The following is a 12,317-nucleotide window of genomic DNA, read 5'->3' on the forward strand; positions in this document are numbered from 1 at the left end:
TTTTCTTTTCCTTATGAGTAATTTTCAAGTTTGCGATCGCGATATTTCAGAAGACATTCTATCAAGTTATTTGACGGCGGATCGGTTAGCTGTTGATACGGAGACAATGGGTTTACTTCCCTGGCGTGATCGCTTGTGTTTGGTGCAGCTTTGTGATCCCAAAGGTCAAGTAACGGCGGTTAAAATTGCCAAAGATCAAACAGAAGCCCCTCATTTAAAAAAGCTGTTAGAAGCGAGTAACACGCTGAAAGTTTTTCACTTTGCTCGGTTTGATATGGCAACACTGCTGTATTATTTAGATATTGATGTCAATCCGGTTTTTTGTACAAAAATTGCCAGTAAGTTAGCTCGAACCTACACCGGAAAACATGGCTTAAAGGAACTGGTTCAAGAACTCGAACAAGTCGAACTCGATAAATCTTCTCAAAGCTCAGACTGGGGAAATGTAGGGAATCTTTCCGAAGACCAACTCAATTATGCAGCCAATGATGTGCGATATTTGTTGAATGTTCAGCAAAAACTGGTAATGATGTTAGAACGAGAAGAACGCTTAGATTTAGCTCAAAATTGCTTTGATTGTCTACCGACTATTGTCACCTTAGATTTATTGCATTATAAAGATATCTTTGAGCATCACTAACCCATTTAACTAATATTTGACTGTTATGCTGAGTCAAATGGGCGTATCTGTCCTTCTCTGAGTCCCTCAGTAAATATACGGAGAACTCAACCCACTGCTTAACAATTTGTAATATTTTTTTCGGGGTTTAGGTTGAGAAGGAAGTGGAAACGGGAAGCAATCGCCTGATTTTAAAGATTTTATCTCCAAGAAAAGACACCCTGTTGAAAAGGTTAAACTTAACGAATTTAACTCAAAGATCGGCTTAAAGTTTAGAACGCACGGGAATAACAATCGTACTTTTAGAAGGGAAAGGATAAGAAAATTGAAGGGTCATCACTCGTTGAACCAATCTTGTTAAACCATAACTGGCGAGTCCAATTGTCGCACCTGCGGCAACCACCGGCGCCATACTGATACCGACTGCCGTTTCGGCAACAACCAAGCTCATCCCGCTTAAAATTGCCGAAATACCTACGCCTGTAAATGCACCGCCCGCCACTGAAATCAGAGCGCAACTGTCTTTTTCTTGAATCGCTTTTTTCGCACCATAAGCTGCCACACACACGACTGCCCCGGCAACCGTCATCGGTGTATTGATTGCAGCACTTCCAAATCCACCGACAACTCCTAAGCTACTCATCATTGTTAAGTTAGAGTTTTCCATTGCTTTTGATGTATCAGGGGCTACTGTTTCTAATGTTTTTAAATTTTCTTTTGTATTTAGGGAATTCATTATCTTTCTACCTTTTGTTAATAGTCCTGCTTGATTCAAAGTTATCATAGCGTTCTGATTATAGTATTGGTAGATTCACGGAATAAAGTGTTAATTTTCTTAAACTTTCCGGAATCTAACTGTGACTAGACTTCACCTCCAGCACAATCAATTAGCTTTTCTAGAAAGAATAAAGATCTGATAATCTGGAATAGGATTTCAACACCAGAAAAATTATGCTCACCGAACGAGCCAAACAACTCATTCCCAAAGCCCGAATTGTTAGCTTTGCGAATTGGGAATCAACCTATCCTCCGGCGACTGTTGCGATGTTTCAAGCCGCAGACGATGAAGGACGTTACCCCAGCGATACCGATCTCGATCAGTTAGTCGCTACCTTCGGAACCTTCCCCGAAGCCGAAAAATCCGCCGCCCTAGCCCGAGTTGGTGTGGTTCGTTTGCTGCGCGATCAGGCGAATACTATCGTCACCGAAAGCCGTGAAACCCTTTTAGCCCAATATCCGGGGATTACCGATCCAGGGGGCGATCTTTATCCTCCAGAACGTGCTAAGGCTTGCTGGCGGGATTTTTGGCATTTTCTCCGCAGTATCACCTACGGGATAGCTGGAGGCCAAACTGAATACACCAGTGCAGAAGGACTCCATTATATGGAATTGCTGTATCAAGAATTAAATGTGCCGCTACAGGCGATGGTTTCTGGGCTAGAAGGCTTGAAAACTGCCAGTTTAAAACGTTTACCTGTCACTGATCCCCAAACAATCGCCCCTTATTTTGATCATCTCATTCATCAAATGCGTCGCTTCCTCCCCTGAGATTGATCAGCGATTTGGAGTAAGATTCCTTTATGATAAGAACTGGTAATCCCCTATCAAAACTTGATCCTTTCCCATGCCTTCTACCGTCGAACACTTAAGAGCTAAATTTGATCACGCGATTGTCGCTGCGTTTGGTCAGGAAATGGCGGGAACTGATCCGATGTTGGTTCCGACGAGTAATCCTAAATTTGGGGATTATCAATGTAATGTAGCGATGTCTCTGACAAAGGCTTTGAAAAGTAATCCCCGGGCGATCGCCACTCAAATTATAGAACAATTAGAGATCGGTGATCTGTGTGAACCGCCAGAAATTGCCGGGCCAGGATTTATTAATCTCCGTCTAAAACCGGAATATTTAGAAGCTCAACTAAATACTATTTTAACCGATGAACGCTTAGGAATTCCAACGGTTGACAATCCGCAAAAGGTAATTGTTGATTTTTCTAGCCCTAATATTGCCAAAGAAATGCACGTCGGCCATTTGCGATCGACGATTATTGGTGATTCGATAGCGAGGGTTTTGGAGTTTCTTGATAATGATGTTTTGCGCCTCAATCATGTGGGAGATTGGGGGACGCAGTTTGGAATGTTAATTACTTATTTACGAGAAGTTTATCCCGAAGCATTAACGACAGCCGATGCGTTAGATATCGGAGATTTAGTCGCTTTTTACCGCAAAGCCAAAGTTCGCTTTGATGAAGACAACGAGTTTAAAGAAGCCTCTCGCCAAGAAGTGGTGAAGTTACAAGCGGGGGCTGAAGATAGTCGTCGGGCTTGGGCTATTTTATGTGAACAATCTCGACGAGAATTTCAAGTCATTTATGATTTATTAGATATTCAACTCGAAGAACGAGGAGAATCGTTTTACAATTCGTTCTTATCCGAAGTTGTGAAAGATTTAGAGAAAACGGGGTTACTCGAAGAAAATCAAGGCGCGAAATGTGTCTTTTTAGACGGATTTCAAAATAAAGAAGGAGAGGCGTTACCGTTAATTGTACAGAAGTCTGATGGCGGATACAATTATGCGACAACTGATTTAGCGGCGCTACGATATCGGATTAATATTGACAAAGCAGATCGAATGATTTATGTGACTGATTCCGGTCAAGCTAATCATTTTACTCAAGTTTGGCAGGTGGCGAGAAAAGCAGGTTGGATACCCGATGATGTGGATGTTGTTCATGTTCCCTTTGGGTTAGTTTTAGGGGAAGATGGCAAGAAGTTAAAAACTCGTTCTGGGGAAACGGTTAGGCTGCGAGATTTGTTAGATGAGGCGATTAATCGTGCTAGAAAAGATTTGGAAATGCGACTCAAAGAAGAAGAAAGAACGGAGTCAAAAGAGTTTATTGAAAACGTAGCGCAAATAGTGGGAATGAGTGCGGTAAAATATGCGGATCTCAGCCAAAATCGCACCAGTAACTATGTCTTTAGTTTTGATAAAATGCTTTCTCTGCAAGGAAATACGGCTCCTTATTTACTCTATGCTTATGTGAGAATTCAAGGGATTCGTCGCAAAGGAGAAATAGACTTTAAACAAGTAGGAACCGAGGCAAAAATGCAGCTTCAAGAAGATGCAGAATTGACTTTAGCCAAGCATTTATTACAGTTAAATGAAGTGATTGCAACGGTGGCGACAGAGTTGCTTCCGAACCGTTTGTGTCAATATTTATTTGAACTCAGTCAAAAGTTTAATCAATTTTATGATCAATGTCCCGTGTTGAAAGCAGAAGACGCTCAACGAATCTCTCGTTTAGGGCTATGCGATTTGACCGCACGCACGTTAAAATTAGGATTATCCCTGTTGGGCATCTCTGTCCTAGAGCGGATGTAAGTTGAGAAAAGTTCCACTAAGATTACAGTTGGGAAACCATGTGGAATTTTAACTAAAAAATTGTAGAGATTCGTTAGATTAAAAAATACAGAGGAGCTATTTTATGTCAGAAGTTCAACCCGAAAGCACAAAAAAGATTGAAACAGTCGCCGAAACTAAAACGACAGCCCCCACAGTCCCCCCGGCTCGTCCTTCTACACCCCCTGATAATACTGGTGGAGTTGGAGGATTTCTCAACAGTTGGAAGTTTAAACTGGGTTTAGTTTTAGCAGGGATCATTGCAGTGGGTGTGGGTCTTTTTATATTCTATTATCCTCACACCATCGCCATGATGGGTTTAAGAACATGGTCTTCTGAGTCTGGCGCGGAAGCGATTGATTGTATGATGCGCGATACCGATGATAATGGTTACGTTAGTTGTAGTGCCAAGATGGAACAGAAAGTTTTTCCGCTTGAATGTGGTGCAAGTATTTTCAATACTGGATGTCGAGTCTCTAGAGAGGAAATGGTTCGACAATAAACTAATTTTTTCCAATTGAATACTTCACTAAAAACCCGATTTCATTGAGAAACCGGGCTTTTTTATCTCACCGTTAAGCGGATGTAGATTTAGATTTATTTGGATTTAGAGTCATCCGAAGCCGTTAATATATCCCAAAAGGCTTGAGTGGCTTTGGTTAAGCGTTCACCTAAATCGGATAAATCTTTCACAATTCCTTGAAAGTTGCTTTCTGCATCCGTCTCAAATTGTTTGAAAGAGGACTCAATTTGATCTTTATCAATCAATCGAATCTGCTCAATACTCTGTCTAACATTTTTCACCGCTTCAGCATAAGCATCACGATTGATTTCGGCTGCGGTTTGCAGTTCAACTTTGACCAAATTCTGAATCGCTTCGAGTAAAGCTTCTGTTTCTTTCTGGGGTTGAGTCCCGGAAGATTCCGAAGTAGAAGTCACTTGAGTAGAAGGGGTTTCGACCAAAGCAGACTCTTTCGGTACATTTTGTTCTTCAGTCATTATTTATCCTCAGTCGGTTGATCAATCTCTCTTTCTGTTTTATCTTAGTTAATTCGGGAAAAAGTAAACCTTTTTACCTATTGTATCGTATCGTTTTGCGATACTTTCTATCGTTTCAGAATATACGAGCCGCCATCAATAATCAAATCCGTTTTAACTTTAACCTGAGAGCGAATCAGATGGCAAACTAGACATTTCTTGCTCAATCTTCAATAACGCTTGTACCCGAGCTTCAGTCGAAGGATGAGTCGAGAACAAATTCGCCATTTTTTGACCCGAAAATCCATTCATAATCAAAAGCGGTTCAAAAGACGGGTTGGCTCTGAGGGGAACCTGTCGCGCCATACTATCTAATCGTTGCAGCGCCCGGGCGAGTCCTCTCGGATTTTGGGTTAATTTTGCCGCCCCCGCATCGGCAGAATATTCTCGGGTTCGGGAAATCGCCATTTGAATCACCGTCGCCGAGATCGGAGCAAGCATCACCGTTAACAAAATACCAATGGGATTACCCTGATTATTATTGCGTGAACCTCCTCCAAACCACATCGCATAAGTCGCAAATTGAGCGATCGCCGAAATTGCCCCCCCAATGGTCGCCGCTACCGCCTGAGTGAGCGTATCGCGGTTTTTGATGTGGGTCAGTTCGTGGGCGATTACCCCGGCGAGTTCTTCTTCCGGTAAGATCTTGAGAAGACCTTCTGTGACGGCAACTGCGGCATTTTGGGGATCGCGGCCTGTGGCAAAAGCATTCGGCGCCTGAGTGGGGACAATGTAGACCCCTGGCATGGGTAAATTGGCGCGATCGCACAGTTGTTTGACCATGTTGTGCAGTTCGGGCGCTTGTTCGTAGCTGACGGGTTGGGCGCGATAAGCAGCTAAGGCAATTTTATCGGAGTAAAACCAAGACCCCAGGTTAGTGGCCGCCGCTAAACCTAATCCGACTATTAAACCTGTTGTTCCACCGATGACCCAAGAGCAAATCGCAATCAGTAAACCACTCAGTATTCCTAATAATAGAACTGTTTTTAAGAGGTTCATCCGTTTCTCTCCTTTGGCTCTCAAACCTGGAGTTTGTTAAGATTGCCTCTATTGTAACGGGAGATGATTCGCTCAAGTTAAGACGGGAATACCGATTTTTAATTACGGTTTAACTCACACTCAGACTTAGGGAATTAGCCTGATCAACCTTGTAGTTAAAATGTTGGGCTAGATTTAAAACTGACAAATATACTTAGGCCTAATTGGACAAGTTTCATCCTGAATCGGATTGTTGCGAACAAACAAATAAGTTAATCGTTCTAAGGGCTGAAGTGAACTAATATCGGCAACTTGATTATGGTTGAGGTTGAGTTCATTCAGCTTATTCAAGGATTGTAAAGGGGTGATATCTTTAACTTGATTGTAACTCAGGTTTAATAATTTTAAATTGTCTAGAGACTGTAAAGGGGTAACATCTTTAACTTGGTTATAACTTAAGTTGAGTTCGGTTAAATTGGTTAAAGATTTCAGAGGCGTTAAATCGGTGATGTTATTATTGATTAACTTCAGTCGGGTAATTGTTTTTAAAGATTGTATTGGACTCAGATCAGAGATTTGACTGGTACTCAAATCTAGTTGAGAAAGGCTCATGAGATTTTCTGAAGCGCGAGCGCAGTTAAAGGTTCCGGCTCGTTGTAAAATAACACTCATTGTTCGTCTGGCTGCGGTTGGAAGTTGCTCTCGATTCAGACACCAGTCCATAAAGCTGTCTTCTTCTGCAACGGATTCGGAAGGAGTGGTTTCGTCTGGGGTTAATTCGGATTCTGTTGAGGATTGTGTTTTTGGGGATTTAGACTCAGCGATTTCTGTATATGGGTAAACAAATACTGTGATCGCCAATAAGAGATTGATTAGGAATGATAACTGACGTTTCACGAATAATTCTCTTTCTAGTTATTAGTCGTTTGTATCATTTATAGTATAGCATTTCTATTTCCAAGTTCGGTTAATTTATGAGGGTGATATTTCCTAAGTTTTGTAGAGACGAGTACCTCGATGGTATCATAATCAAGTTCAGCCTATTCTTGTTAATTGCTGCGCGGATCAATTGTAATGATCAGAACTTTAATTGCCCTTTTTGCCTCCTTATCGAATTCTCTCTTTACTGCTTTTAGTCAACCGATGATCCGTAATCCGCTCGCGATTGGATTGGGTGCGATCGCTGGGGCTTTAACTCGTTATTATTTAACCCTTTGGTTAGCCAGTCGGTTCGGTACAAGTTTTCCCTATGGCACGTTTTTTATTAATCTCACCGGATGTTTTGGAATGGGTTTTTTTGTTTCCTTTTCTGAACGGATTGCCGCGATTTCACCGGAGTTGGTTTTATTACTTGCTGTGGGATTTTTAGGATCTTATACAACTTTTTCAACCTATGAGTTAGACACCCATCGTTTGCTGCGAGATAGTGGTTTAGGAACTGCTACCTTTTATTGGATGGGAAGTGCAATTCTGGGTGTTGTTGGGATTCAACTCGGGATGAGTGTTGCTCGTTTTTTGCTGCGATAAATACGATAAAAATTAGTTTTTTGATTATATTGATCATGATTTTATCAAGAAAAAATCACAATCTAGAATAATAGCTTTTCTCAATTTATATCTCAAAAAAGTGATCAGATGTAGTGAGAGTTAAGCGAGTTCTAGTGAAATTATTCGGTTTATACCCGAAACCACCTGTATGAGATTGCAGTTTTTGTGAAATAGTAGATGAAGTCAGGGTTAATTAGTTGGAATTTTTCCTAGACTTCTGATATTCAAGTCAAAAGGAGCAACTCTCATGTCTGTTAACGGCGTAATCATGCAATATTTTCACTGGTACATCCCTGGTGATGGTACGTTGTGGGAACAAGTCAAAAATAAAGCCCAAGAATTAGCCGATGCTGGAATTACTGCCCTATGGCTTCCCCCCGCTTACAAAGGAATTGGCGGAGGTAATGATGTGGGATATGGCGTTTATGATATGTATGATTTGGGTGAATTCGATCAAAAAGGTTCAGTTCGTACAAAATACGGCACTTATCAGCAATATATAGATGCTATTCAAGCCCTCAAAAATGCCGGAATAGAAATCTATGCTGATGTTGTTCTTAACCACAGAATGGCGGCTGATTTTTCGGAAACCGTTAAAGCAACTCCCTTCCGTAAAAGTGACCGTCTTCATCCCATTGGAGAACAACGAGAAATTCAAGTTTACACTCATTTTACCTTTCCCGCTCGTCAGGGCAAATATTCCAAATTTGAGTGGCGTTGGTGGCATTTTGATGCGGTAGATTACAATAAAAATGACCCCAAAAACTACGATACCATTTATCTGTTTGAAGGGAAACAATTTGATGATTATGTTGCCCTAGAAAATGGCAATTTTGCTTATTTAATGGGGTGCGACCTCGACTTTCAAAATCCCGAAGTCCAAAAAGAAGCCATCGACTGGGGAAAATGGTATCTGGATAAAACGGGCTCCGATGGGTTTCGCCTCGATGCGATTAAACATATTTCTGCTTGGTTTTTTCCGATTTGGATTGATGAATTAGAACGTCATGTTGGCAAAGATTTGTTTGTGGTTGGGGAATATTGGCAAAACAGTATCGGTACATTGCATTGGTATGTGAATGCAGTAGAAGGCAAAATGTCGGTGTTTGATGTTCCCTTGCATTACAACTTTTATTATGCCAGTAAATCAGGCGGACATTATGATATGCGAAATATCCTTAATGGAACGATGATGAAGGAACGCCCGACTCATGCGGTGACTTTTGTTGAAAACCATGATTCCCAGCCCTTACAAGCTTTAGAAGCCCCCGTTGATCCCTGGTTTAAACCTCTAGCTTATGCTATAATTCTGCTGCGGCGAGAAGGATATCCTTGTATTTTTTATGCGGATTATTACGGCGCAGAATACGAAGATTATGGTCGTGATGGGAATCGTTATCCGATTTATTTACCCGAGCATCGTTGGATTATTGACAAGCTTCTGTATGCTCGTAAACACTACGCTTATGGAGAACAATATGATTATATTGATCACTATAATACCATTGGTTGGACTCGTTTAGGAGATCGTGAACATCCGAAAGCAATGGCTGTGATTCTCAGTGATAGTGTTCCGGGTTGGAAATGGATGGAAGTGGGTAAACCCAATACTAAGTTTATTGATCTTACCGAACATATTAAAGACCCTATTTATAGTAATGAATGGGGTTGGGCTGAGTTTCGTTGTCAGGGCGGTTCTGTTTCAGTTTGGATAGAAGAATAGTTAGAGATTAAAGTAAAAATGTGGTCATTTCTTTGTAGAATTCTCAAAGGATTGATCGCATTTCCTGGTTTATTTTCTACTAATAGGTTTGAATAAAAGGCGTCAGGAGAGGTATAAATTAGCCTCTCCTATTTTTAATGTTTATGAATTCAATGAACGGGTTTAATTAAGTTTGTTGTCGGTAATTTTCAATTAAATTCGGGATATGATCGAATCCATCAACCCCAATTTGAGCAATCAATTGAGAACGATATTTTGAGAGAATTTTCTGAAAGTTTTCAGTCCCAAGTTTTCCTTGTAAAATCATCACCAACGCCGCCCCTTGTCGCCATTGAATATCCCCTCGCTGTTCGAGCAAATACATTCCCAAACAAGCATGATAAACCGCTAAATCTTCTCGATGGAGTTGATAATAGGCTTCACCCAAATAAGTATAACCGAGCGCTTGTAAGTCTCGCTCTCCGGCTTGCTGGACAACCGATAATCCTTGTTCTAAAGGAGGTACGGCTTGAGTCGGTTGTTCGAGGATAACATAGGCAATTCCTAAACCGATAGAACTCAAAGCTTGATTGAGCAAATCATTAAACTTCTCAGAGAGTTTTAAACCTTGTTCGAGATAACGAATTGATGATTCGAGCTGCTCAAATGTAACCGCTCGTTCTTGTCGAGCCATGAGAACTTCACAAAAACCCAAACTCACTAAACAATGTGCTTCCCCTTTGCGATCGCCAATTTGTCGAGCTAAAATTAACGCCCGTTGAGCCAAAGTAATCGCTTGAGAATAGTCTTTTTGTCGCCAATTTAACCGACTCAAATGATTCAAATTTGCCACTTCACAGGGACGATCTTCAGTCTGACGAGCCAGTTCTAAACCCTCTTGATGAAAGGTTAATGCTTGTTGGTAATTGCCCATCCAGTGTTGAGAATAACCTAAAACAGTGAGAATACGAGCTTTCTCCTGAACATTTTCGACAAAACTCAACGGTTGATCGAGGTAATTAATTGTTTCTCGGAAACCATCACCAGAAAAAGAAGCAAATACACCGCCATAAAGCGGAAAATTATCTCGTTGAGCAAAAGTGCGTAAAATTTGCAAGCTAATTTGAAAACAAGCCTGAGAAAGACGTTCAGTGTTGGGTTGAAATGACACCGCTTTAAACCCCTGGCTGAGTTCACACCAAACCATTGCAAAAACCATAAAAGTCACACCCGACAAATTCTGTCCCGCTTTGGCGCTGTAGGCTTGTTTATCGAACCAGGCGACTAAACCCGTTTGTAAGTCCCGCATCAGCAGCATTAACCCCACCCAAGCTTTCCAGTCTATGGTATTCTGGGCTTGAGCCACGAAAGCCGCAGATTGATTTTGGGCTTGTTTGGTAAATAACTCTTTGGCTAGGGGGCTGCTGACTTGTTTCGCCCAAGTTTTCCAAGGGCCAGAACTTTCAGAAACGTCTCCAAAACCGAGATTGCTGTTGGGAAGTTCATACACCCAACTCATTAAATGAGGTTCTAACTCGGTGACAGATGTTAAGCCTTCGAGAAGCCCAGAGGCGTACTGACGTAGTTCAAAGGCTTCAGACTGATCAGTTAACCCCTCGGCTTCTTGCTGAAGGGCGCTCGCTAGTTGTCGAATTTGCGGATGTTTGAAAACATAGGATTGATTGGGATCAAGAATTTGTAGGAGAACCGAAAGCCGTTGACTCGCTTCTACCTCCAAAATTTGTCGAACGGCGCCGCTACATTTATTTTGGGCTTGATGTTTTTTTTGCCATTGTTCCCAGGCTTGCTGCACCATTTTAACCGCCCGGAGTAGTCGAGTGGCTTTGGCTTGTTTGAGTTCATCAGATTCGCTTTCAACCTGAGACTCTAGAACTGTGATTTTTTCCATCAAACATCGCTCAAAAATCTCTCCGGTTCCGGGTTTGAGTTCATCGGTGAGGCGTTTATAGATTAACTCTTTAGAAGCAATTTTTCCTTTAAGAATACTGGTGAGGATGTCTTCGATGAAGGTGATATAGCGATCGCGATCAGTCGGGGAATTCATGATTAGGTTTACCTCGTTTTTAGCGATTAATACTTAGGGGAGTTTGTTGTAATGAATTGAGTTTAATGGGTTCAATTTTTAGGATTTGGGCAGGAATAAAGGGATGAGTAGAAGGCGTTTTGAGAATTGAAGTTTGCTTTGATCTATTTCAGCATTCAGTTATAAGCCTTCTGTAATTTTACGGGAATTCGTCATATTTGTATACAGATTTTAGGCAGAAAGTTCAGTAATCCTACGATTGGCTAATTGCCTTTGATAATTCTAAGCTAGAAGTAGAAGCAATTTCGCGATCACAAAGGATAAATTATGCTGCAAATCGCTCAATTGACGAAAACCCTGTTTCAGTATAAAGCATTAACTTTTTTTGCTAGCTTGAGTCTTTGTGTGACTCCCTCATTATTTTTGTCACCGTCAGCCCAAGCCGAGATTAAATTTCCCGTCCAAGAAATGATCACTAAAATGAAAGGAAGAACATCAGTACCGATTTTACTTCCTTCTAATTTTCCTTCAGGTCGGGGAAGTGTATTTTTTGAGGAGAAAGTTAATCCTCAAGGCTATTTGATCAATTTTACCGCAACACCGAACTGTCGTGCTACTGCTTGTCGTCAGGGGGGAATGAGTGCAGAATCTTCTGGAATGCTGACACCACCCCCTCCGAAGTCAGATTCAAGAAGTCAATATCAAACTATATTACTCGCCAATGGGATCGAAGGACAATATTATCAGGGTTGTAGACTGTACTGTACTGCTTTAGTAGAATGGACATATCAAGGGGTTCTCTATCGGGTGACGCTGAAAAACGGCTCATTAGAAGACTTACAAGCGATAGCGAATAGTGCAATTGAAGGGGGTTCTCGTTCGTTTTAGCGATTTCCGGGAGAAGGATAGATTTGGACTGAAAAAATTTTCTCCGTAATTTCACTTAAATAATTCTTGTTTTGACAAAAAATAACTTTAAAAGTTCAGT

12 protein-coding genes are annotated in these 12,317 nt (G+C 41.3%); 7 read left to right on the top strand and 5 right to left on the bottom strand.

The window, feature by feature from the left end:
* Window positions 1-13 precede the first annotated feature (13 nt).
* Window positions 14-640, top strand: a complete 627-nt coding sequence (locus tag M595_RS04990) for a ribonuclease D (RefSeq protein ID WP_023064989.1) — start codon at window positions 14-16, stop codon at window positions 638-640.
* A 244-nt stretch (window positions 641-884) separates the two neighbouring features.
* On the opposite strand, the gene M595_RS04995 is transcribed toward M595_RS04990, so the two are convergent.
* Complete coding sequence (locus tag M595_RS04995; protein WP_023064921.1) at window positions 885-1,355, bottom strand: hypothetical protein; 471 nt, start codon at window positions 1,353-1,355, stop codon at window positions 885-887.
* A 215-nt stretch (window positions 1,356-1,570) separates the two neighbouring features.
* Between M595_RS04995 and M595_RS05000 the strand changes: the two genes are divergently transcribed.
* From M595_RS05000 to M595_RS05010, 3 genes are all read left to right on the top strand, one after another.
* Window positions 1,571-2,167: a bilin-binding protein gene (locus tag M595_RS05000; protein WP_023064959.1), complete on the top strand. Its 597-nt coding sequence runs from the start codon at window positions 1,571-1,573 to the stop codon at window positions 2,165-2,167.
* Window positions 2,168-2,243: 76 nt separating this feature from the next.
* The gene (gene argS, locus M595_RS05005; RefSeq protein ID WP_023064999.1) at window positions 2,244-4,001 is read left to right on the top strand and encodes an arginine--tRNA ligase; all 1,758 of its coding nucleotides are present in this window, start codon (window positions 2,244-2,246) and stop codon (window positions 3,999-4,001) included.
* 103 nt (window positions 4,002-4,104) lie between these two features.
* Entirely contained in the window at window positions 4,105-4,521 is a 417-nt protein-coding gene (locus tag M595_RS05010) for a putative arginyl-tRNA synthetase (protein WP_023064965.1), read from the top strand.
* 95 nt (window positions 4,522-4,616) lie between these two features.
* Here the strand turns inward: M595_RS05010 and M595_RS05015 are convergent, their stop codons facing one another.
* The 3 genes from M595_RS05015 to M595_RS05025 form a co-directional block, all read right to left on the bottom strand.
* On the bottom strand, window positions 4,617-5,018 hold the full coding sequence (locus M595_RS05015; RefSeq protein ID WP_023064995.1) for a hypothetical protein: 402 nt from the start codon (window positions 5,016-5,018) through the stop codon (window positions 4,617-4,619).
* 159 nt (window positions 5,019-5,177) lie between these two features.
* On the bottom strand, window positions 5,178-6,056 hold the full coding sequence (locus M595_RS05020; RefSeq protein ID WP_023064994.1) for a zinc metalloprotease HtpX: 879 nt from the start codon (window positions 6,054-6,056) through the stop codon (window positions 5,178-5,180).
* Window positions 6,057-6,230: 174 nt separating this feature from the next.
* Window positions 6,231-6,932, bottom strand: a complete 702-nt coding sequence (locus M595_RS05025) for a leucine-rich repeat domain-containing protein (RefSeq protein ID WP_040483602.1) — start codon at window positions 6,930-6,932, stop codon at window positions 6,231-6,233.
* A 177-nt stretch (window positions 6,933-7,109) separates the two neighbouring features.
* On the opposite strand from M595_RS05025, the gene crcB reads away from it, so the two are divergent.
* On the top strand, window positions 7,110-7,562 hold the full coding sequence (gene crcB, locus M595_RS05030) for a fluoride efflux transporter CrcB (protein ID WP_023064912.1): 453 nt from the start codon (window positions 7,110-7,112) through the stop codon (window positions 7,560-7,562).
* A 268-nt stretch (window positions 7,563-7,830) separates the two neighbouring features.
* Window positions 7,831-9,306 carry an alpha-amylase gene (locus M595_RS05035; RefSeq protein ID WP_023064905.1) on the top strand — a complete coding sequence of 492 codons (1,476 nt, stop codon included), beginning with the start codon at window positions 7,831-7,833 and terminating at the stop codon, window positions 9,304-9,306.
* Window positions 9,307-9,472: 166 nt separating this feature from the next.
* Here the strand turns inward: M595_RS05035 and M595_RS05040 are convergent, their stop codons facing one another.
* Window positions 9,473-11,350, bottom strand: a complete 1,878-nt coding sequence (locus M595_RS05040; RefSeq protein ID WP_023064956.1) for a tetratricopeptide repeat protein — start codon at window positions 11,348-11,350, stop codon at window positions 9,473-9,475.
* A 306-nt stretch (window positions 11,351-11,656) separates the two neighbouring features.
* Between M595_RS05040 and M595_RS05045 the strand changes: the two genes are divergently transcribed.
* Window positions 11,657-12,217 (top strand): hypothetical protein, encoded by a 561-nt coding sequence (locus tag M595_RS05045; protein ID WP_023064904.1) that lies wholly within the window; start codon window positions 11,657-11,659, stop codon window positions 12,215-12,217.
* Window positions 12,218-12,317 lie beyond the last annotated feature (100 nt).

Origin of the sequence: Lyngbya aestuarii BL J (assembly GCF_000478195.2) — a bacterium.
GTDB classification, from domain to species: Bacteria; Cyanobacteriota; Cyanobacteriia; order Cyanobacteriales; family Microcoleaceae; genus Capilliphycus; species Capilliphycus aestuarii.